19 protein-coding genes are annotated in these 21,919 nt (G+C 67.7%); 10 read left to right on the top strand and 9 right to left on the bottom strand.

Annotation, left to right across the window (positions count from 1 at the left end; genetic code table 11):
- Window positions 1-15: 15 nt before the first annotated feature.
- From nirB to ISF28_RS07385, 4 genes are all read right to left on the bottom strand, one after another.
- The gene (gene nirB, locus ISF28_RS07400) at window positions 16-2,553 is read right to left on the bottom strand and encodes a nitrite reductase large subunit NirB (RefSeq protein WP_198116512.1); all 2,538 of its coding nucleotides are present in this window, start codon (window positions 2,551-2,553) and stop codon (window positions 16-18) included.
- 36 nt (window positions 2,554-2,589) lie between these two features.
- Window positions 2,590-3,885, bottom strand: a complete 1,296-nt coding sequence (locus ISF28_RS07395) for an MFS transporter (RefSeq protein ID WP_198116511.1) — start codon at window positions 3,883-3,885, stop codon at window positions 2,590-2,592.
- Between the two features lie 271 nt (window positions 3,886-4,156).
- Window positions 4,157-5,332, bottom strand: a complete 1,176-nt coding sequence (locus ISF28_RS07390) for a CmpA/NrtA family ABC transporter substrate-binding protein (RefSeq protein WP_198116510.1) — start codon at window positions 5,330-5,332, stop codon at window positions 4,157-4,159.
- A gap of 14 nt (window positions 5,333-5,346) precedes the next feature.
- Complete coding sequence (locus ISF28_RS07385; RefSeq protein WP_198116509.1) at window positions 5,347-5,988, bottom strand: ANTAR domain-containing response regulator; 642 nt, start codon at window positions 5,986-5,988, stop codon at window positions 5,347-5,349.
- A gap of 203 nt (window positions 5,989-6,191) precedes the next feature.
- Between ISF28_RS07385 and ISF28_RS07380 the strand changes: the two genes are divergently transcribed.
- The 3 genes from ISF28_RS07380 to ISF28_RS07370 all read left to right on the top strand — a co-directional run bounded on the left by ISF28_RS07380 (window position 6,192) and on the right by ISF28_RS07370 (window position 9,132).
- Window positions 6,192-6,350: a hypothetical protein gene (locus tag ISF28_RS07380; RefSeq protein WP_198116508.1), complete on the top strand. Its 159-nt coding sequence runs from the start codon at window positions 6,192-6,194 to the stop codon at window positions 6,348-6,350.
- A 37-nt stretch (window positions 6,351-6,387) separates the two neighbouring features.
- Complete coding sequence (locus ISF28_RS07375; RefSeq protein ID WP_198116507.1) at window positions 6,388-6,531, top strand: hypothetical protein; 144 nt, start codon at window positions 6,388-6,390, stop codon at window positions 6,529-6,531.
- Window positions 6,532-6,741: 210 nt separating this feature from the next.
- Window positions 6,742-9,132: a S9 family peptidase gene (locus ISF28_RS07370; protein WP_370663400.1), complete on the top strand. Its 2,391-nt coding sequence runs from the start codon at window positions 6,742-6,744 to the stop codon at window positions 9,130-9,132.
- 3 nt (window positions 9,133-9,135) lie between these two features.
- Here the strand turns inward: ISF28_RS07370 and ISF28_RS07365 are convergent, their stop codons facing one another.
- Window positions 9,136-10,338, bottom strand: coding sequence for a urate hydroxylase PuuD (locus tag ISF28_RS07365; protein ID WP_198116506.1), 1,203 nt, complete (start codon window positions 10,336-10,338; stop codon window positions 9,136-9,138).
- Window positions 10,339-10,456: 118 nt separating this feature from the next.
- Here ISF28_RS07365 and ISF28_RS07360 point away from each other — a divergent pair, with 118 nt between their 5' ends.
- On the top strand, window positions 10,457-11,395 hold the full coding sequence (locus tag ISF28_RS07360; RefSeq protein WP_198116505.1) for a LysR substrate-binding domain-containing protein: 939 nt from the start codon (window positions 10,457-10,459) through the stop codon (window positions 11,393-11,395).
- 10 nt (window positions 11,396-11,405) lie between these two features.
- Here ISF28_RS07360 and ISF28_RS07355 read toward each other — a convergent pair whose 3' ends face one another.
- Window positions 11,406-12,110, bottom strand: coding sequence for a CPBP family intramembrane glutamic endopeptidase (locus ISF28_RS07355; protein WP_198116504.1), 705 nt, complete (start codon window positions 12,108-12,110; stop codon window positions 11,406-11,408).
- 118 nt (window positions 12,111-12,228) lie between these two features.
- Window positions 12,229-12,645 carry a hypothetical protein gene (locus ISF28_RS07350; protein WP_198116503.1) on the bottom strand — a complete coding sequence of 139 codons (417 nt, stop codon included), beginning with the start codon at window positions 12,643-12,645 and terminating at the stop codon, window positions 12,229-12,231.
- A gap of 175 nt (window positions 12,646-12,820) precedes the next feature.
- On the opposite strand from ISF28_RS07350, the gene ISF28_RS07345 reads away from it, so the two are divergent.
- The 5 genes from ISF28_RS07345 (at window position 12,821) to ISF28_RS07325 (ending at window position 17,274) form a co-directional block, all read left to right on the top strand.
- Window positions 12,821-13,408, top strand: a complete 588-nt coding sequence (locus ISF28_RS07345) for an RNA polymerase sigma factor (protein ID WP_370663399.1) — start codon at window positions 12,821-12,823, stop codon at window positions 13,406-13,408.
- Window positions 13,405-14,115 (top strand): zf-HC2 domain-containing protein, encoded by a 711-nt coding sequence (locus ISF28_RS07340; RefSeq protein ID WP_198116502.1) that lies wholly within the window; start codon window positions 13,405-13,407, stop codon window positions 14,113-14,115. The genes ISF28_RS07345 and ISF28_RS07340 overlap by 4 nt, the downstream gene beginning before the upstream one ends.
- The gene (locus ISF28_RS07335; RefSeq protein ID WP_198116501.1) at window positions 14,112-15,410 is read left to right on the top strand and encodes a S8 family peptidase; all 1,299 of its coding nucleotides are present in this window, start codon (window positions 14,112-14,114) and stop codon (window positions 15,408-15,410) included. The genes ISF28_RS07340 and ISF28_RS07335 overlap by 4 nt, the downstream gene beginning before the upstream one ends.
- Entirely contained in the window at window positions 15,359-16,069 is a 711-nt protein-coding gene (locus tag ISF28_RS07330; RefSeq protein ID WP_198116500.1) for a TorF family putative porin, read from the top strand. The genes ISF28_RS07335 and ISF28_RS07330 overlap by 52 nt, the downstream gene beginning before the upstream one ends.
- Window positions 16,070-16,155: 86 nt before the next feature.
- Window positions 16,156-17,274: a TIGR03118 family protein gene (locus ISF28_RS07325; protein WP_198116499.1), complete on the top strand. Its 1,119-nt coding sequence runs from the start codon at window positions 16,156-16,158 to the stop codon at window positions 17,272-17,274.
- 7 nt (window positions 17,275-17,281) lie between these two features.
- On the opposite strand, the gene ISF28_RS07320 is transcribed toward ISF28_RS07325, so the two are convergent.
- Both ISF28_RS07320 and ISF28_RS07315 read right to left on the bottom strand, forming a co-directional pair.
- Window positions 17,282-18,586: an NRAMP family divalent metal transporter gene (locus tag ISF28_RS07320; protein WP_198116498.1), complete on the bottom strand. Its 1,305-nt coding sequence runs from the start codon at window positions 18,584-18,586 to the stop codon at window positions 17,282-17,284.
- 81 nt (window positions 18,587-18,667) lie between these two features.
- Window positions 18,668-20,479, bottom strand: a complete 1,812-nt coding sequence (locus ISF28_RS07315; RefSeq protein WP_198116497.1) for a DUF885 domain-containing protein — start codon at window positions 20,477-20,479, stop codon at window positions 18,668-18,670.
- A 234-nt stretch (window positions 20,480-20,713) separates the two neighbouring features.
- On the opposite strand from ISF28_RS07315, the gene ISF28_RS07310 reads away from it, so the two are divergent.
- Window positions 20,714-21,919, top strand: a complete 1,206-nt coding sequence (locus ISF28_RS07310; protein ID WP_198116496.1) for an ammonium transporter — start codon at window positions 20,714-20,716, stop codon at window positions 21,917-21,919.

Below are 21,919 nucleotides of genomic sequence, written 5' to 3'. Positions count from 1 at the left end.
TTTCCAGTCGTTGAATCAAGCTGCGGCAATCGGGATGGTGCGGCGGCGTTCTTCCGGCGTCGCGGGACGGATCTGGCCGCGCTCCGGCATGAACACGACGTTGTCGTCCGTGGTCTCGCTGTTGACGAAGCTGCGGAAGCGCTGGCGCACGGCCGGGTCCTCGACGGCGTTCTTCCACTCGTCGGCATAGGTGTCGACCACGCGCTGCATGTCCGCTTCCAGTTCGGCCGCGATCCCAAGCTTGTCGTCGACGACGACCTGCTTCAGGTAATCCAGGCCGCCCTCCAGGTTCTCGCGCCACGTGCTGGTGCGCTGCAGCCGGTCGGCGGTGCGCACGTAGAACATCAGGAAGCGGTCGACGAGTTTCACGACCGTCGCTTCGTCCAGGTCCGACGCGATCAGTTCGGCGTGACGGGGCTTCATGCCGCCGTTGCCGCACACGTACAGGTTCCAGCCCTTCTCGGTCGCGATCAGGCCCACGTCCTTGCCCTGCGCCTCGGCGCATTCGCGGGTGCAGCCGGACACGCCGAACTTGATCTTGTGCGGCGCGCGCAGGCCCTTGTAGCGGTTTTCCAGCGCGATGGCGAAGCCGACGGAATCGCCCACGCCGTAGCGGCACCACGTCGAACCGACGCACGATTTCACGGTGCGCAGCGACTTGCCGTAGGCGTGGCCCGACTCGAAGCCGGCCGCGATCAGTTCTTCCCAGATCGCCGGCAGCTGGTCCACGCGGGCGCCGAACAGGTCGACGCGCTGGCCGCCCGTGATCTTGGTGTACAGGCCGTATTTCTTGGCGATCTGGCCCACGGCGATCAGGCCGTCCGGCGTCACTTCGCCACCCGGCATGCGCGGAACGACGGAATACGTGCCGTCCTTCTGGATGTTGCCGAGGAAGTAGTCGTTCGAATCCTGCAGGCTCGCATGTTCCGGCTTGAGCACGAAGTCGTTCCACGTCGAGGCCAGCACGCTGGCGGCGACCGGCTTGCAGATGTCGCAGCCCAGGCCCTTGCCGTGCTTGTGCAGCAGCTCGGCGAAGGTCTTGATGCCGCCCACGCGCACCAGGTGGTGGATCTCCTGGCGCGAGTACGGGAAGTGTTCGCACACGTGGTTGTTGACGGCCAGGCCGGCCTTCGCCATCTCGGACTTCATGATCTGCGTGACGAGCGGCACGCAGCCGCCGCACGACGTGCCCGCGTTGGTGCACGACTTGATCGCGCCGATGTCGCAGGCGCCGCCGGACACCGCGTCGGCGATGACGCCCTTGCTGACGGCGTTGCACGAGCAGACCTGGGCCGATGCGGGCAGCGCGTCGACGCCGAGGGCCGGACGGGCGCCGCCTTCGGCCTGCGGCAGGATCAGGAATTCCGGCGATTCCGGCAGCTCCATATCGTTGAGCATCATCTGCAGCAGGCTGCCGTATTCGGCCGCGTCGCCGATCAGCACGGCGCCCAGCAGGCGCTTGCCGTCGTCGGACACGACGATCTTCTTATAGACCTGCTTGCGCTCGTCCGTGAACTGGAAGCTGCGCGCGCCCGGCGTGTTGCCGTGGGCGTCGCCGATCGACGCGACGTCCACGCCCATCAGCTTCAGCTTCGTGCTCATGTCGGCGCCGGCGAAGGCGGCTTCCTGGCCGAGCAGCGCGCGGGCGACGATGCGGGCCATCTCGTAGCCCGGTGCGACGAGACCGAAGGTCTGGCCGCCCCACGCCGCGCACTCGCCGATGGCGTAGACGTGCGGGTCCGAGGCCAGGCAGGCGTCGTCGATGGCGATGCCGCCGCGCGGGCCCAGGTCCAGGCCGCAGGCCTTGGCCAGTTCGTCGCGCGGGCGGATGCCGGCCGAGAACACGATCATGTCCGCTTCCAGGTGGCTGCCGTCGGCGAATTCCATGCGGTGCGTGGCGGACTCGCCGTCGACGATCTGCAGCGTGTTCTTTTGCGTGTGGACCGAGACGCCCAGCGCCGCGATCTTGTTGCGCAGGACGCGGCCGCCCAGGTCGTCGACCTGCACCGCCATCAGGCGCGGCGCGAATTCGACGACGTGCGTGTCGAGGTGCATGTCGCGCAGCGCCTTGGCGCATTCGAGGCCCAAGAGGCCGCCGCCGACGACGACGCCCGACTTGGCGCGGGCGCCGCATTCCGTCATCTTTTCCAGATCTTCGATGGTGCGGTAGACGAAGATGTCGTCGCGCTCCTTGCCCGGGACGGGCGGCACGAACGGGTAGGAACCCGTCGCGAACACGAGCTTGTCGTAGGAGAGGACTGCGCCATCTGCCAGCGTGACCGTCTTCGCATCGCGGTCCACCGCCACGGCCTTCGCGTTCAGCTTCAGGTCGATGTTGGCGGCGTGCTTCTCGAAGAAGCCCGGCGCGACGAGCGACAACTGGTCGGCCGTCGTGCCCGAGAAGAACGAGGACAGGTGCACGCGATCGTAGGCGGGACGCGGTTCCTCGCACAGGACGGTGACCTTGAAGTTGGCGGCTTGCGCGGCATCCGCGAACAGGGTTTCGAGGAATTTGTGGCCTACCATGCCGTGGCCGATGACGATCAGTTTCATGTTGCGACTCCTGGAATGCGACGACTTATATTTGGTTCAGGCGGCTGCGGGCGCCGGCGTTTCGGGGACGGCGAGCGAGAAGCGCACGCCGATGGCGCAGATGGCCGAGACGAGGACGGCGCCGCCGAGGATCAGCAGGGTCTGACGCACGTCGCCGGTGGCTTTCATCAGGAAGCCGGCCAGCACGGCGCCGACGTTGCCGCCCGCGCCGACGATGCCCGCCACGCCGCCCAGCGCCTTGCGGTTCACGAACGGGACCAGCGCGTAGGTCGAGCCGCACGCCATGTGGGTGCACAGGCCGAAGGCCAGCATGGCGACGATGGCCTGCGTCACGCTGGAGGTCTGCGAGAACCACAGCAGGCCCAGGCCCTCGCCCACCATCAGGATGAACAGCAGGTTCACGCGGCTGTTCAAGTCGCCGCGGGCGGCGGCCTTGTCCGACAGCCAGCCGCCGAGGGCGCGGGCGAACAGGGCCAGCAGGCCGAAGCTGCCGGCGGCCATGCCGGCCGCCTTCAGCGACAGGCCGAAGTGGTCGACGTAATACGTGGCGGCGACGTTGTGGATGAACAGTTCGATGCCGAAGCAGGCGCCGTACGTGATGAACAGCAGCCAGGCGCGGTAGTTGCGGCAGGCTTCGAAGAAGCTCGCCCAGCCGCCCTTGCCGCCCGCTTCGAACGGCACGCCCGCCGCGCGCAGCTCGGCGTAGTTACCTTCCGGGCAGTCCTGCGTGAATTTGTAGTAGACGACGGCCATGATGAGCATCAGCACGCCCGGCACGAGCAGCGCGACGCGCCAGCCCATCGTTTCGCTGACGCCGGCCATGACGATGGCGCCCAGCAGCAGCGGCATCGAAGCCTGCGCGAAGCCGGCACCGCTGTTGCCCCAGCCGGCCGACGCCGCGTTGGCGGTGCCGACGACCTTCGGGCCGAACATGACGGAGGTGTGATACTGGGTGATCACGAAGCTCGCGCCGACGGCGCCGATGCCGAGGCGGAACAGCAGGAAGCTTTCGTAGCTCTGGGCCATCGCGACGCCCAGCACGGGGATCGCGCCCAGCGCCAGCAGGCCGGTGTAGGTCTTGCGCGGGCCGAAGCGGTCGCACAGCGGGCCGACGATCAGGCGCATCAGGATGGTGATGGCGACGGCCGCGATGTTGATGTCCGCGATCTGGCCGACCGACAGGTGGAACTCGCCCTTAATCACCGGCATCAGCGGTGCGCAGGCGAACCAGGCATAGAAACAGACGAAGAAGGCCACCCAGGTCAGGTGGAACGCGCGCATCTGGGGCGTATCAAAGGAGAATAGCTTGATGCTGTTTGCTTTGCCTGCCATTTTTTTGTTCCCTTCTTAAAAACGAAAAGGCGCCCGCTGCGTACCGCAGGCGCGATCGTGAAAATCGCGGAAGCGGTGCAGCGGACGCCGTTGTCCTGGTGCCGGTCCGTCGTTGGACCGGCGCTGTTTGTTCAGGGATCGCCGTTGATCCCTACCTCCGTATGTGCAAGACCCGTGCCAGATGGTTTACCCGGGGAAGACCGTCTTGACCGGGGCCGGTGCGCTTCATTGCAGTGCACCATGCACGCTTATGAGGCACCCGTTTGGGACGCTACGCACCGGCCAGGGCCGGGCGGCGGATGGGAAAGGATGAGATGTAGCCGTCCGGGTTCGTGCCGTCCCAGACCTTGCCGTCCATGAGCACGGAGCGGCGCATCAGGTCCGTCGGCACGGGCACGCCGGCCAGCGCGGCCGCGTCGCGATACAGGTCCACGCGGTTCACGCGGGCCGCCACCGCCGCGTAATCGACGTCGTGGCGCAGCAGGCCCCAGCGCCGGTGCTGGGTCATGAACCACATGCCGTCGGACAGGTACGGGAAGTTCGCGTCGCCGTCGGCGAAAAAACGCACCGGGTCGGGGTCAAGCCAGCGCCGGCCCAGGCCATCGTCGTACTCGCCGTGCAGGCGGGCGGCGATGGCGCGGCGATCCGCGTTCACGTAGGCGGGACTGGACAGGATCTCGGCCGCCGCGTCGCGGTGCTCTTCCGACGCGTCGAGCCAGCGCCCCGCTTCCAGCACGGCCGCGACCAGCGCGCGGCAGGCGTGCGGATGGGCGTCGGCGAAGGCGGCCGTCGTGCCGAGCGCCTTGCCGGGGTGGTCGTGCCAGATGTCCTGGCTCGTCGCGACCGTGTAGCCGCTGCCGTCCATCTGGGCGCGGGCGCTCCACGGCTCACCGGCGCAAAAACCGTCCATGTGGCCGGCGGCGAGATTCTCGGCCATCTGGCTGGGCGGCACGGTCACCACCTGGGCGTCGCGTACGGGATCGATGCCGCCGGCGGCGAGCCAGTAATAGAGGAACATCGCGTGGTTCCCGGTCGGGAAGGTGTGCGCGAACGTAAAGCGGCGCGCGCTCTTGCGCATGGCGGCGGCCAGCGAGTCCAGGTCCGTCACGCGTGCGTGCGCGAGCGCGCGCGACAAGGTGATGGCCTGGCCGTTGCGCGACAAGTTCATCAACGCGGCCATGCGCGTGGGCGCCGTGCCGATGCCGTTCTCGACGCCGTACAACAGGCCATATAAGACGTGGGCGGCGTCGATCTCGCCCTGCAGCAGGCGGTCGCGCATGCCGGACCACGAATGCTGGCGCGCGAGTTCCAACTTGATGCCGTACTTGTCGTCCAGCCCCAGCACGGACGCCATCACGAGGGACGCGCAATCCGTCAGCGGCATGAAGCCGGCCCGGATCACGGTCTTTTCCGGCCGGTCCGATCCGGCCACGAATGCGCTTGCCATCTGATTCCTTTTCATTAGCCCAGCAGATCCTCGACGTCGAGGATGCGTTGGGCGACGTCGGCCAGCTTCAGTTTCTTGTTCATCGCCATGGAGCGCAGCCGCTGGTAGGCCTCGTCCTCCGTCAGCTTGTTGCGCGCCATGAGCACGCCCTTGGCGCGCTCGATCAGCTTGCGGTCGGCCAGCTGGCGGCGCGTGTCCGACAGCTCGTCCAGGAGCTTCTGCTCGCGCCGGAAACGCTTCATCGCGACGTCCAGCACGGGCTTCACGCGCTCGGACTGCAGCCCGGCCACGATGTAGGCGGTGACGCCCGCGTCGATCGCGGCATCCATGCTGGACGACGTCGGGTCGTCCGTGAACAGGACGATGGGACGCGGCTCGTCGCGCGTGGCAATCACGATGTGTTCGAGGACGTCGCGCGCGTCCGACTCGCTGTCGATGATGATCATGTCCGGCTGGATCTGGGCGATCCGCTCGGGCAGGAAGATATCGGCCGGCAGCGAGGCGACGATGTCGTAGCCGGATTCCAGCAAGCCGATCCTCAGCGCCGTGTTGCGCCGGGCCTGCGCGGCGAGCGCGGCCTCGTCCGCGGCATGGGTGGACGCGGTGTTGACGACGACGATGCGCAGGGTGCGCTGGACCTTGGACGGCGGTTTCATGCCCTTAGCATATGCAAGTTCCGTGCCGGAAACCAAGATATTCACCACGCGAATGGCGTGAGTTTGGATCCACTTTAGTTGTCGCGCAGAAAATATTCATGAATCGCATAGGAAGCATCACAAACTAAAAGTTCATTTATGACGTGGTCGTCCCTATACTGCATCTCATCGCAACACGACAGATTTTCTTACCGGAGATGACGATGACCACCGCAACGATCACCCACCGATTCGCCGACACCTTCGGCAAGATCCGCGACTTTGCGATCGAACTGTACACCGCGCACGGCGGCTGGTTCGCTCACGACGCCGCCCAGCCCGCGAGCGGCGCCTTCGCCATGGCGCGCAAGACCTCGAACTGAACCGCAAAGTCTACATCTCAAGATAAAGGATAAAATCATGACCCCGATCGAATACGTCACCATCGCCATCGCCGCCGCCGTCGTCGTCACCCGCATCGTGATCTTCGTGCGCAACCCGTCCATCACGACGCCTTCCGAACTGCGGGTGGCCGAATACACGAAACCGAAAGCCGTCGCATAATCGACCGCGGTCGCAACCGTCTCCACACGCCCGGCACTGGCCGGGCGTTGTTTTTTGCGCATCACAACATCACCACTCGGTGCCGCGGTACTTACGCACGCCACTGCTCGCAGCGAATCCGCACAGCATCATTGCCGGCTGAGCTAGAATGCTTTTTTGCAATTTCTCACCAAGAAAAGCATTCTTGTTCCTCATTTATCCACCCGACTGATGATGCGACTTCCCGCCCTGACCGTTTTCGCCGCCCTGCTGGCGCTGCCCGCCGCCGCCACACTCGCCGCCACCTCCGCCGCCTCGATTCCCGTAACCCTCGACCAGGCCATGGCCAACCCCGACTGGATCGGCACGCCCGTGGAAGCGGCGTGGTGGAACTGGGACGGCAGGCAGATCTTCTACAAGCAGAAGCGCACCGGCTCGCCGCTGCGCGACACGTGGCGCGTGAACGCGCTGCGCGCGGGCCCCGCGGCCCGGGTGGCAGATGCCGACCAGGCCAGGCTGGACAGCCCGGAAATGCTGTACGACCGCGCCCGCACCCGCGCCATCATCGTGCGCAACGGCGACCTGTTCGAGCGCGACCTGAAAACCGGCGCCCTCGTGCAGATCACGCGTAACGACGGGGCGACGATCCAGGCCGTGCAATATTCGGCCGACGAGCGCGGCGTGCAGTACCGCATCGGCGACGACTGGTTCGCCTGGGACCGCAACGAACGCGTGTCCGGCCCCATCGCCATGCCGCGCGCCGGCAAGGATCCGGACGTGCCGGAACCGGACGCCTTGCGCGACATGCAGTTGCGCCTGTCGACCATATTGAAACGCCAGAAGGACGAGCGCGACGCGACCCGCGCCCAGGCCGAGGCACTGCGCCGCGCGGATCCGACCCGCGCCGCGGCGCCGATCTGGCTGGGCGACAAGGTGACGATCCTGAACAGCGCGCTGTCGCCGGACGGCCGCTGGCTGCTCGTCGTGACGGGACCGAAGGGCGCGGACAAGGGCCGCGTCGGCAAGATGCCCCGCTATGTGACGGAAAGCGGCTACGAGGAATTCTCGGACGAGCGCACGCGCGTGGGTCGCAACACGCCGGCGGGCCAGGGCCTGAAGCTCGTGAACCTGGCAACGCACGACGTGAAGAACCTGTCGTTCGACGTCCTGCCCGGCATCACGGTCGACCCGCTGGCGCAGCTGCGCGCGGCGCACAAGCTCGCCCCGCTCAAGGGCAACCGTCCGGTGCTGGTCGACGTCGAGGGCGCGGCGATCACGTGGAGCCTGGACGGCGCCAACGCGGCCGTCATGTTCCGCTCGGTCGACAACAAGGACCGCTGGATCGCCACCGTCGACCTGCCGCACGCCGCCCTGCGCCCCGTGCACCGCCTGACGGACGAAGCCTGGGTCAACTACGACAACAATGAATTCGGCTGGCTGCCGGACAACACGACGCTGTGGTATCTGTCCGAAGAGACGGGCTATTCGCACCTGTACGTGCGCGACGCCGCCGGCCACGCGCGCGCGCTCACGCAAGGGCCGTGGGAAGCGTCGGACGTGGCCTGGTCGGCGGACGGCCGGACCGCCTGGGTGCTGTGCAACCGCAAGTCGCCCGGCACGTACGAGGTCTGCGCCGTCTCCGCCCGGGACGGCGCCACGCATGAAGTCAGCAACCTGGCCGGCGTGCAGGATTTCCGCCTGTCGCCGGACCAGAACGAGCTGCTCGTGCATTATTCCGGGCCGTACCTGCCGGCGCAGATCGCGACCGTGCCCGCGCACGGCGGCGCCGCGGTCAAGCTCACCGACACCCGCACGCCCGAGTACAAGGCGCACGAGTGGATCCAGCCGCGGTTCGTGACGATCCCGTCGACGCACGGCGCGGCGCCGATCTGGGCCAAGCTGTACCGACCCGCGCGGCTCGAGCCGGGCAAACGATATCCGGTCGTGATGTTCGTGCACGGCGCGGGCTATCTGCAGAACGTCACCCTGCGCTACACGCCCTACTTCCGCGAGCAGATGTTCCACAACCTGCTCGTGCAGAACGGCTACGTGGTCCTCGACATGGACTACCGCGCGTCGAAGGGCTACGGCGTCAAATGGCGCACGGCCATCTACCGCCAGATGGGCCATCCGGAACTGGAGGATTACCTGGATGGCGTGAACTGGATGGTCGCCAACGAACAGGGCGACCCGGCCCGCGTCGGCGTCTACGGCGGCAGCTACGGCGGCTTCATGACCTTGATGGCCATGTTCCGCGCGCCCGACGTGTTCAAGGCCGGCGCGGCGCTGCGTCCCGTGTCCGACTGGAGCACGTACAACCACGAGTACACGGCCAATATCCTGAATACGCCGGACGTGGATCCGGAAGCCTACAAGACGTCGTCGCCGATCGAGTATGCGCAGAACCTCAAGGGCCACCTCTTGATCGCGCACGGGATGGTCGACGACAACGTGTTCTTCCAGGACTCCGTGCGCATGACGGAGCGGCTGATCGAGTTGAAGAAGGACCACTGGGAGCTGGCGCCGTACCCGCTGGAGCGGCATGCGTTCGTGCAGCCGGAGTCGTGGTACGACGAGTACCGGCGCATCTTCCAGCTGTTCGAGCGCACGTTGAAACCGTAACCGTTACGGGGTCTTCGCGCCGCTTTGGTACCACGCGGCCAACTCGGCCCGCTCCGCATCCGTCATATTGGTCAGGTTCGCGAGCGGCATCGCCTTCAGCTGGACGGCCTGCTGGTAGATCCGCGGCGCGTTCTGCGCGATGCCGCGGGCGTCGTCCAGCATCACGCCGGCCGGCGCGCTCGCGAACCCGGGCTGCGCCGGATGCGCCGCGTGGCACGACACGCAGCGCTGGCGGACGATCGTCTCCACCCGGGAAAACGGCACCGCCTCCGCCGCCACGCTTGGCCGCGGCGGCGCCAGCGCCACGGCAAGCCCCAGCAGCAGCGCGACCCCGATCGCCGGATAGATCCACTCAACGCGCCCCTTGTGGCGCAGGTTGAAGAAGTGGCGGATGAACACGCCCGCGGCCATGACCGTGCCCAGCACGGCCCACGCATGCGGGTGGCGGTAGGTCATCGCGAAGTGGTTGCTGATCATGATGAACAACACGGGCAAGGTGAAATAGTTGTTGTGGACGCTGCGCTGCTTGCCGCGGATGCCGTAGACGGGATCGGGCTTGCGTCCCGCGCGCATCGCCTCGACCATCCTGCGCTGGCCCGGGATGATCACCATCGCCACGTTCGCGACCATGATCGTGCCGATCATCGCGCCCACGTGGATGTAGGCCGCGCGGCCGCTGAGGAAATGCGTGAGCACCCACGCCGCGCCGACCAGCAGCGCGAAGATCGCGACGCCGAACGCCAGGTCGTGCCGGCCGAGCTTCGAGCGGCACAGCAGGTCGTACACGATCCAGCCCGCGACGAGGCTTGCGGCCCCGATCCCGATGGCCTGCCAGGCGGATAGATCGGCCACGCCGCGGTCGACCATCATGGCCCGCGCGTTCAGCCAGTAGACGACGATGAGCAGCGCGAACCCGGACAGCCACGTCGCATACGCTTCCCATTTGAACCAGTGCAGCTCGTCCGGCAGTTCGGCCGGCGCGACGAGGTATTTTTGCGGATTGTAGAAGCCGCCGCCGTGCACGGCCCACAACTCGCCCGCCACGCCCTTGCGCGCGAGGTCGGAACCGGGCGCCGGCGCGCGCAGCGAGTTGTCCAGCCAGACGAAGTAGAACGAGGCGCCGATCCAGGCGATGCCGGTGATGACGTGCAGCCAGCGCACCAGCATGTTCATCCATTCGAGAACGTACGGGACCAGGTATTCCATCGAGCCTCCTCAGCGTGACCGGCAGGCGACACCGCCGTCGATATAGTTTCTAGAACATGAAAAATATCGTATATTTAAAATCAGACTACATATATAACAATCATATAAAAGCACTCCCATGTCCAGCCTGCCCCAGCACCTCGACCTGCACCTGATCCGCATCCTGTACCTGCTGCTGGTCGAAAAGAACGTCTCGCGCGTCGCCCTCAAGTTGAACCAGCCGCAGCCGTCGATCTCGGCCTCGCTGCGCAAGCTGCGCGAGCTGACGGGCGACCCGCTGCTCGTGCGCGGCGCGCGCGGCATGGTGCCGACCCAGCACGGCGAGAGCCTGCTCAAGCCGGCCAAGCGCATCCTCGACGAGACGGAAAGCCTGTTCGTCCGCAAGACGCCGTTCGTGCCGGAACAGGCGGACCGCACGTTCCACATCGCCGCGCCGGACTACCTCGACACGCAATTCCTGCCGGGCGTCGTCGCGTCGATCCGGCGCGGCGCGCCGAACAGCCGGGTGACGATCCACCACCTCGGGCCGGGCACGGACTACCTGCGCATGCTGGCGGACGGCGAGATGGACCTCGTGATCGCCAACTGGGACGAGCCGCCGTCGCACCTGCACATCTCCAAGCTGTTCGAGGACCCGATCATCTGCACGATGCGCGCCGACAGCGCCTACGCCAAGCGCACGGCGTCCGACGCGATGACGGTCGAGGACTACCTGACGCTGCCCCACGTCGCGCCGACCGCCATGCTGCCCGGCTACCACGGCGTCATCGACGCCTTCCTCGAACGCCAGGGCCTGCATCGCAAGGTGGCCGTGGAATCGCCCTACTTCGGCCTGATCCCGTACATGCTCACGCAGACGGACCTCGTGCTGACGACGGGCCGCCAGTTCATCCGCTTCTACGAAAACACGCTGCCGCTGAAAAACTTCACGGTCCCGATCAAGTTTCCGCCGATGCGCTTCTATCAGCTGTGGCACCAGCGCGTGCACCAGTCACCCGAACACAAATGGCTGCGCGACCAGGTGACGGCCGCGGCCAAGGTGGTGGTCAACCGCTGAACGACGACCTTCACGACTGTTCCGGCGCCACGACGCCGTACGCGCGCCGCGCCTTGCGCACGCTTGCCAGCACGGACAGCGGCATCGCGACGTGGATCGCCATCAGCCACCACAGGCTGTGCGTCCACGCATAAGCGACGGTAAAGGCGAACGCGGCGACGATCGAACCGATCAACTGTCCCCGGCTCTTGTAGCCGTGCGCCACGCCGTAGGCCAGCGCGGCCGCCGCGACGGCAAGCGGCAGGCCGACATGCGGCGCCAGCACGAGCAGCAAGAAGCCGCGATACAACACTTCCCAGCCTGCGCACATGAGGCTCGTCGACAGCACGAACGCAACCGATTCGGCCGTCGTATCGGGCCACGGCAGGCTGGCGTCCGCCAGCTTGCGCCGCTGTGCTTCCCGCGCCGCCGGCGTCATGAAGCGTTCCCACGCCATCCCGGCCACGTGCAGTCCGACGATCAGGCAGGCGGCGGCGATCAATCCCGACCGTCCGGACGACGACAGCGGCACGCCGAGGCCGAGATCGCCCAGGCTGCGTCCCGCGTGCCATTCGACGCCGGCGAGGACGGCGAGCAGCAACGCGGCATGCCGCCCCTGGCGCCAATAACGGCGCAGCAGCGGCGCCCGCACGGTCGGTGCCGGCTTGAGGCTGCGACGCAGGCTCAGGAAGGGCAATACGAACAGAAGATAGGATGCGAACGACAATTCCAGCATGCGCGGCTTTCAAAAAAGAGAATACGGCGCCAGGAAACGGCGCGCGTTCACCTTATCAGATTGCCAAGCCGCAAAATGCGCGCATGTTCACGCCATGCCGCGGCGCGTCTCATGCCGGTCAGTGCCGGGCGCCCTTCGCCTGCAACGCCTGCTGCATCTGCGCCGTCATCTGCTGGAACTGCAGCGCCAGCTTCCGGCACGGTTCCTGCTTGGCTTCACACAGGACTTTCATCTCGACGAACGTCCCCTTGTCGGTCTTGCGGATCAGGCGCCGCACGACGGCCGGATACGCCTCGTGGCCCTTGGGCACGAACGACCAGACGGCCAGTTCCGGCTTGCGGACGGTGATCACGGTCCAGCCGTCCGGATGGGTGATCTGCGCCTCCGGGGTTTTCTGCAGCGCGGCCAGCGCGTCGGCGACGCGGGTGTAGCCGAGCGGACGGGGGTTGTCGTCGCCCTGCGATTGGGCGTGGACGGCGCCGGCCAGGGTCAGGGCCAGCGTGAGGGTCAGGAGGGAAGTGGCAAATCGTTTCATGAGGCTTTACCTGGTTGACATGGCGATATCGTGACATGTCATGATCATCCCAGCAACACGATTCGCACGGGCGGCGATTCGTGTGAGAATCACGTGCGGCAAAAAATATTTTCGCCGCGCATGAACCTTGGGACGGTCGCCGGGTATTCACCGCTAAACAGTAGGGAACGCATGCGTGGATAGGAAAATCGGAGAAACGGCTTCGGCGGTCGGATCGGCCGAAGGCGAGGCCAGCCTGGTCGGCCGTGTCGCGGCCGGGGACCGGCGTGCCTTCGAGATGCTGTACCGCGCGTATTTTCCGCGCCTGGCGCGCTTTCTGCAAAGGATGACGCGCAGCGTGCCGCTGATCGAGGAAATCGTCAACGACACCCTGCTCGTCGTCTGGCAGAAGGCCGCCACGTTCGACGGCAGCTGCAAGGTGTCGACCTGGGTGTTCGCGATCGCGTACCGCAAGGCTTGCAAGGCCTTGCACGCGCTCGACGAGCCCGCGGTCGACGCGGCCGAGGAATGCGCGGGCGACGATGCCGGCCGGCCCGACTGGCGCTTCGAACAGCAGCGTCTCGCACACGCCGTGGACGCGGCCGTCGCCGCCTTGCCGCTGGCGCAACGGGCCGCGTTCCAGCTGACCTTTTATCACGACATGGGTTACGCAGAAATCGCAGAAATCATGGAATGTCCCGTCAACACCGTCAAGACCCGCCTGTTCCACGCGCGCCGCCGCCTGGCAACGCTGCTGGAAGACCAGCTGGAGATCCGGCCATGACCCCGTACAGCCACCCCGAGGCGCAGGACGCCCTGCCCTGGCTCGCCAACGGCACCCTCGCGGGCACCGAACTGGAACGCGCACAAGCCCACGTGGCGACCTGCGCCGACTGCCGCGCCGACCTTGCGCTGCTGCGCACGCTGCACGCGGCCGGACCGGGGCCGGAGCTCGACCTCGATCCTGAGCGCGCGCTGGCCCGCCTGATGCCGCGCCTGGACACCGCGCCGGTCGACGACGACGTCCCGATGCCCTGCGCCGTGCCGACGGCGCCGACAGCGCAGGCGGCGCAGAAAATGCCGGAAGCGCAGGAGGCGCCCGGTCTGCTGCAACGCTGGCGCATGCGCCGCGCCGCCAACGACGGCACCTGGCTGCGCGCGGCGGTGGCGGCACAGTTCTGCGCGATCGCCGTGCTGGCCGCGCTGCTGGCGCGCCCGGCGGCGCAGCCGGATGCGGGCGCCTACCGCGTCCTCGGCGCCGCCGGCGCGAGCGGCGCGGCGCGGCTCGTCGTGACCTTCCGGCCCGACACGCCCGAACGCGAACTGCACCGCATCTTGCGCGCAAGCGGCGCGCGCATCGTCGGCGGACCGACCGTCACGGACGCCTGGCTGGTCGGCGCGGACGGCCGGCTCGATCCCGTGCTGGCCCGCCTGCGCGCGGAGCCGGCCGTGACGCTCGCCGAACCCTTGTCCATGGACGGCCAGCCGTGAATCGCATCTTCTCCCGCGTCCTCGCGCTGTGCGCGGCCCTGTGCGTCCTCGCGTGCGCGGCCCCGCGCGCGGATGCGGCCGCGCCCGACCCGCATGCGGCGTCGGCCGCGCGCCAGGTGCTCGTCATGCTGCGCATGCCGTCGCCGCACTTCCGTCCCGACGGCGCCTATGGCGGCGGCTACTCGGACGACGGCACCCGCGCCGCGCGCCGCCGCGTGGCGCGCGAACTGGCCGCCGCCTACGGCCTGCGCGTCGTCGACGACTGGCCGATGCCCGCCATCGGCATCGACTGCTTCGTGATGGAAGACACGGGTTCCGGCCCCGTCGACCGGCTGCTCGACACGCTGGCGCACGACCCGCGCGTCGCGTGGGCCCAGGCGATCCAGGACTACCACGCGCTGGGCAGCGGCGATCCGCTGCTTCCCGTGCAGCCGGCCGCGCAACTGTGGCAGCTGAAGACGCTGCACCGCGCCAGCACGGGGCGCGGCGTGACGGTGGCCGTCATCGACAGCGGCGTCGATGCGAACCACCCCGACCTCGCGGGACAAATCAAATTGCGGCGCAATTTCGTCGACGCGTATCCGGACGCGTCGGAAGCCCACGGCACCGCCGTCGCCGGCATCATCGCCGCGCGCGAAGGCAACGGCCTGGGCATCGCGGGCATCGCGCCGGACGCGAAGGTAATGGCGCTGCGCGCGTGCTGGGAGACGGCCGGGCCGCCCGCACGCTGCAACAGCTTCACGCTCGGCAAGGCGATCAATTTCGCGCTGATGAACGACGTGGGCATCATCAATATGAGCCTGGGCGGCCCGAAGGACAAGCTGCTGCAGGCCCTGCTCGACGCGGCCCTCGCGCGCGGCATCACGCTCGTCGGCGCGGCCGATCCGGCGCTGCCCGACGGCGGCTTTCCGGCCTCGCATCCGGGCGTGATCGCGGTGGCGTCCGACACCCAGCGCGCCGCGCCGCCCGGGGCGCTGCGCGCGCCGGGCACCGACGTGCCGGCCTCGCTGCCGGGCGCGCGCTGGGGCATGGTGTCCGGCTCGTCCTACGCGGCGGCGCACGTGGCGGGGCTGGCCGCGCTGATCCTCGAACTGCAGCCCGGCACGGCGCCGCCCCGGCTGCGGGCGGATCTCGCCGGCGGCGCGCGCGTGTTTCCCGCCGCGTTGGCGTCGGGACCGGGACAAGCTGGTAGCATAGACGCCTGCGCGGCCATTGCGCGTGCCGCCGGATCCTGCGTTTGCCTATGCCCATCGACGACCACGACCGCCAGCCTTCCTTCCCCGCGCCCGCGTTGACGGGCGCGCGTGCATTCTGCCTCGCCGCCATCTTCCTGGCGCGCGGCGCATTCGCCCAGACCAGTGCCGACGTCACCCTCGTATCCGAGTACGCGATGCGCGGCGTGTCGCTGGGGTCCCATCCCGCCCTGCAGGTGCGCGTGGACCACGACTTCGACGCCGGCTGGTACGGCGGCGCCTTCGCGTCGCCCATCACCTTGTACGGCCGCGACCAGGGCCTGTTGATCGTCTACGGCGGCCGCGCGCTGCCGCTGACGTCGCGCCTGTCCTGGGATGCCGGTATCAGCCGCACGATCTACTTGCGCGACCACGCGGCCGACTATCACGAGTTCTACGCCGGCCTGACGCTGGACACCCTCAACGCGCGCCTGTCCTATTCGCCGGCCTATTACGGCGCGGGCCGTTCGGTCTACCTCGACCTGAACGGCGGCATCCCGCTGAACGAACGCCTCGCGCTGGCCCTGCACGCCGGCCTGCTGCACCAGTCCGACGACGATTATCGCGCGGCGGCCCGCACGCCCGTCGACCTGCGCGCCACGCTTGCCTACGACCTGGACGACTGGCGCCTGCAGGCCGGCTGGCAGACCCTCATCCACGGGGCCGGCCGCGGCTTCCCGCGCGCGCGCGCGCTCGTCGCGAGCGTCAGCTGGCGGTACTGAAAAAACACTTGCGATTCGATTGAACCTTGCGCGCGGACGGGGGCATTAACGGCGTCCCTTTCAACACGTCCAACCGAGGAGCAATCATGAACCTGCAATCGAAAACGGCCGGCCGCCTCGCCAAGGCCGCCCTGTCCGGCATCGTCCTGGGCGCCGCCGTCGCGGCGTGCGGCGGCGGCAGCGACCAGCCGATGACGACGACCATGCCGCCCGCGATCACGAGCGCATTCACGGCCACGGCGCTGGTCACGGACCAGTCCAGCGGCGCCGCGCATACCGACACCCACCTCGTCAACGCGTGGGGCCTCGCGTTCAACCCGACGGCCTTCGTCTGGGTCGCCAACAACGGCACGTCGACGTCGACCCTGTACGACGGCAACGGTGTGCCGCAGACGCTCGTCGTCGCCATCCCGGCCGGAACAAGCGGCGCGGCCGGCGTCACGGGCATCGTCTACAACGGCACCCAGGACTTCAAGGTCACGCAGAACGGCGCGACAGGCGCCAGCCCCTTCATCTTCGCGGGCGAGGCGGGCACCGTGGCCGGCTGGTCGCCGGCCGTCAACCGCGCGAACGCCGTGACGGCCGTCGACACGGGCGGCAGCGCCGTCTACAAGGGCCTGGCCATCGCCGCCTATGCCGGCGCCAACTACCTGTATGCGGCCGACTTCCACAACAACCGCATCGACGTGTACGACGCCGGCTGGCACAAGACCACGCTGCCCGGCGCGTTCGCCGATCCGAACCTGCCGGCCGGCTACGGCCCGTTCGGCATCCAGGCCGTCGGCGACCGCATCTACGTCGCGTATGCGCAGCGCGAGACGGCCGGCAACGACGAGGTCAAGGGCGCGGGGCTCGGCGTCGTCGACGTGTTCGACACGGCCGGCACGTTGATCCGCCGGCTGGCGAGCGGCGGCGCGCTGAATACGCCGTGGGGCATGGCGGTGGCGCCGGCCAATTTCGGGGACTTCGCCAATGCGCTGCTCGTGGCGAACTTCGGCGACGGCAAGATCAACGCCTACAATACGTCCACGGGCGCCTTCATCGGCACGCTCTCGAAGGCCGACCATACGCCCATCGTCATCGACGGCCTGTGGGGCATCGCCTTCGGCAACGGCGTGAACAACCAGCCGGCGAACACGCTGTTCTACACGGCCGGGCCGAACGACGAGGCGCACGGCATCTATGGCCGCATCGACCTCCAGTGAATGACCGTCACGCGGCGAACGAGGCGAACATGGCGATCGACGCCGCCGCCATCACGCCGGTGCACAGCCAGCCCATGACGGCGAGGCGCCGCGTGATCGTCAATTCGCCCATGATGCGCGGACTCGATGCGACCAGCATCATGATCGCCATCACGGGCACGGCGATGACGCCGTTCAGCACCGCGCTCCAGTACAGGGCCTTGATCGGATCGAGCGGCATGAAGTTGATGCCGACGCCGGCCAGGGTGGCGACGATGATGATGGCGTAGAACTTGCGGGCCGCCGAGAATTCGGAGCCCAGGCTGCTCTTCCAGTGGAACGTGCCGGCCATCGCGTACGCGGCGGAACCGGCCAGCACGGGAATCGCCAGCAGGCCGGTGCCGACGATGCCCAGCGCGAACAGGACGAACGCGAGTTCGCCCGCGACGGGTTTCAATGCCGACGCGGCCTGCGCCGCCGACTGCAAATCGCGCACGCCCTGCGCGTGCAAGGTGGCGGCCGTCGTCAGCATGATGAAGAACGCGACGGCGTTCGATACGCCCATGCCGACGAACGTGTCGAAGCGGATGCGGCTGAACTGGCGCTCCACCTGCTCGGGCGCCTGGCGCAGCGGCTGGGCATCGGCATCCGCGCGCAACTCCTCGACTTCCTGCGACGCCTGCCAGAAGAACAGATAGGGACTGATCGTCGTGCCGAACACGGCGACGATGGTGGTCAGGTAGTCCTTGCGCCACGCGATGCGCGGCCACACGGTCGATTTGAGCACCTCGCCCCACGGCACGTGAACGACGAACACGGTGGCCACGTAGGCGAGCAGCACGAGCGTGAGCCATTTGAGCAGGTTCACGTAGCGCTGGTAGGGCACGAACACCTGCAGCAGCACGGACAGCACGCCGAAGCCGACGGCGTACCACAGCGGGCGCCCGGGCGCGACGAGCGCCATCGCCTCGCCCATCGCCGCCACGTCGGCCGCGATGTTGATGACGTTCGCGACGAGCAGCAGGCCCACGATGCCCCACACCGCCCGGCGCGGCGCATAGCGCTGCAGGTTGGTGGCGAGGCCGCGGCCCGTCACGCGTCCGATGTCTGCGCTGATGACCTGGATCGCGGCCATCAGCGGATACGTCAGCAGCAACGTCCACAGCAGGTTGAACCCGAATTGGGCGCCGCCCTGCGAATACGTGGCGATGCCGCTCGGGTCATCGTCGGCCGCGCCGGTGATCAGGCCAGGACCCAGCTTCGACAGCCAGGTCGAGGCCTGCGGCGACGGCGGCGAGGTCAATCCGGCATCCTTGTTGTCCTCGGCTTTCATGAGGAACATCATGCACGGATGCGCGCACGCGATATGTACGATTGCGCACACTGTGCACGGGCCGTAACGATCAGCCGTCGGTCACTTCTCCGCCGCGATCCACTTCTCCACCTGCGCCTGCAGGATCGGCAGCGGCAGCGTGCCGTCGCCCAGCACCACCTCGTGGAACCTGGCGTAGCTGAACTTCGGCCCCAGCGCCTTCTGCGCCCGCGCGCGCAGGTCGAGGATCTTCAGCGCGCCCACCTTGTACGCCAGCGCCTGGCCCGGCCACACCATGTAGCGCTCGACCTGGTTCGTCGCGGTCGCCTCGCTGTAGCCGAGATTGTCCATCATGTACGCGATCGCCTTTTCGCGCGACCAGCCCTGCGCGTGCATGCCCGTGTCGACGACCAGGCGCACGGCGCGCAGCAGTTCGTCGTTCAGGTGGCCGTAGTACGCGGCCGGGTCGTCGTACAGGCCGAATTCGCGGCCCAGCGTCTCGCTGTACAACGCCCAGCCTTCCGTGTAGGCGGCGGCGCTCGGATGCTCGGTGAAGAACTTGCGGAAGTCCGGCAGCGGCAATTCCTTCAGCAGCGCCGCGTGCAGGTGGTGGCCCGGCACGCCTTCGTGCAGGAACAGCGTCGTCATGCCGACCGTGCTGTAATCCTTCGGGTCGTTGACGACGGCCCAGAACACGCCGGGATGCGAACCGTCCGCCGCGACGGGCGTGTAATGGTCGGACGCCGTGGCGCGCGTCAGTTCCGGCTCCAGCTGGATGTCCAGCTTCGCCTTCGGCAGCAAGGTGAAATACTGCGGCAGCTTGGCCTGGACGACGCCGTAGATCGCGCGGTAGCGGTCCAGCACTTCGCGGTCGGTCTTGAACGGCTTGAAGCGGGGCTGGGCGGCGACCCATTGCGGGAAGTCCTTCAACGGGCCGTCATATCCCAGCTTGGGCGCCAGCGCCGCCATCTCCTTGCGGATGCGCGCCGTTTCCGCCAGGCCCAGGTCGTGGATCTGCGCCGGCGCCAGGTCGAGGTTCGTGTTGTTGCGGATACGTGCCCGGTACCACGCGGCGCCATCCGGCAGCGCGCCGTAGCCGGCCGTCAGGCGGCCCGCGGGCAGGTAATCCTTCTCGAGGAAGGTATTGAGGCGGACGAGCGCCGCGTCGATCCGCTCCGCGGCCTGGCGGTAGCCGGCCGTCAGCGTCTTTTTATCCTGGTCGGAGAAGCCGGCGGGCAGGTTCTTGATGGGCGTGTAAAAAATGCTCGCTTCCGGGTCGCGCGCGGCCAGTTGGCGGAACTGCGGCAGCATCTTCTCCGTGATCGCCTTCGGCTGCACGACGCCCGTGCGCATGCCTTCCTTCATGTTGGCGATGGCTTGGTCGATCCAGGCCGGCAGCTGCTGCAGCCGGGAGAGGTAGGCGCGGTACTGGGCCGGCGTCGCCAGGGGCTGCGAGCCCGTGCCGCTCGCGTAGTTCGCCAGCGTGCTCGGGATGTTGTCGAAGTGGTTCAGCGGCAGCAGGTGCTCGGGGAAGCGCTCGAGGTCGAGCTGGGCGCGGATCTCGAAAGCGAGGATGTCGTAGTTCAGGCGCGCCTTGTCCGACAGGTGCGCGCGGTCGATCTTGCCCAGTTCGCCGAGCAGCGCGTGGTTCGCGGCGAAGTAGCGGGCGCGCACTTGCGGGGCGATCGCCATGCCGATCTGGTCGTCGTAGCGGCTGTCGCCGTTGGCCGTCGCGTACAGCAGCGGATCGAAACGGGCGCGCGCATCGTAAAAACGGGCGGCCACGCTGTCCACGCGGCGTTCGGCGGCGGACGCGGTCTGGGTGGCAGGCGCGGTTGCGGCCTGGACGGACAGGGTGGCGCCGCCGGCCGCCACCAGGGCCGCGAGGATGGCGGCGTGCAGGGTACGGTTCATGGATCTCCTTTGTGAGGTTATTTCCCGAAAGCATACTACGACTCGCCGGACGGGGTTGCACCACCAGCGATCCCCATTTTGGCGCATTCATGCACCGCAACGGTGCTTGTGCACGCTTGCGGAGCAATCCATATGGCATGCTCGCCAGTAGTGCACGCTTTCACCAAATTGGAACGTTTATTGCTACTAAGCAGTGCTTATCCGACCAACTTGCACTTTTTTGGAGTAGTACGCATGGATGCATATAAAAGCGGAGCCGACGCGCTCTTCATCTTGCTCGGCGGGATCATGATCCTGGCGATGCACGCCGGCTTCGCCTTCCTCGAACTAGGCACGGTGCGCCGCAAGAACCAGGTCAACGCCCTGGTCAAGATCCTGATCGACTTCGCCGTCTCGACCATCGCCTATTTCTTCGTCGGCTATGGCATCGCCTACGGCATCCATTTCATGGGCGCCACGGACACGCTCGTCGCCAAGAACGGCTACGAGCTCGTGAAATTCTTCTTCCTGCTGACGTTCGCCGCCGCGATCCCGGCCATCATCTCGGGCGGCATCGCCGAGCGCGCCAAGTTCCACCCGCAGATGGCGGCCACCGCCCTGCTCGTGGGCCTCGTCTACCCGCTGTTCGAGGGCATCGCCTGGAACAACCGCTTCGGCATCCAGGACTGGCTGACGGCCACGTTCGGCGCCGCGTTCCACGACTTCGCCGGCTCCGTCGTCGTGCACGCCGTGGGCGGCTGGGCCGCGCTGCCGGCCGTGCTGCTGCTGGGCGCGCGCCGCGGCCGCTACACGAAGGATGGCCGCATCTCGGCGCATCCGCCGTCGAACATCCCGTTCCTCGCGCTGGGCGCCTGGATCCTCACCGTCGGCTGGTTCGGCTTCAACGTGATGAGCGCGCAGACCCTGGACAAGATGAACGGCCTCGTCGCCGTCAATTCGCTGATGGCCCTCGTGGGCGGCACCCTCGTCGCGTTCGTGATGGGCAAGAACGACCCGGGCTTCGTCTACAACGGCCCGTTGGCCGGCCTCGTCGCCGTGTGCGCCGGCTCGGACCTGATGCACCCGATGGGCGCCCTCGTGACGGGCGCGATCGCGGGCGCGATCTTCGTCGTCATGTTCACCCTGGCGCAGAACCGCTGGAAGATCGACGACGTGCTGGGCGTGTGGCCCCTGCACGGCCTGTGCGGCGCCTGGGGCGGCATCGCGGCGGGCATCTTCGGCAGCCGGGCGCTGGGCGGCCTGGGCGGCGTGTCGATCGCGTCGCAACTGATCGGCACCCTGCTGGGCGTCGCCATCGCCGCCGCCGGCGGCGCGATCGTCTACGGCCTGCTCAAGGCCACCGTCGGGCTGCGCCTGGACGCCGAGGAGGAATTCGACGGCGCCGATCTGGCCATCCACCGCATCAGCGCCACGCCGGAACGCGAAACCACGTTCCAGTAA

It is taken from the genome of Massilia rhizosphaerae, from assembly GCF_016093545.1.
GTDB lineage: Bacteria > Pseudomonadota > Gammaproteobacteria > Burkholderiales > Burkholderiaceae_D > Telluria > Telluria rhizosphaerae.
The sequence above is the reverse complement of the archived record's forward strand: the minus strand, read 5'-3'. Positions and strand labels throughout refer to the sequence as shown.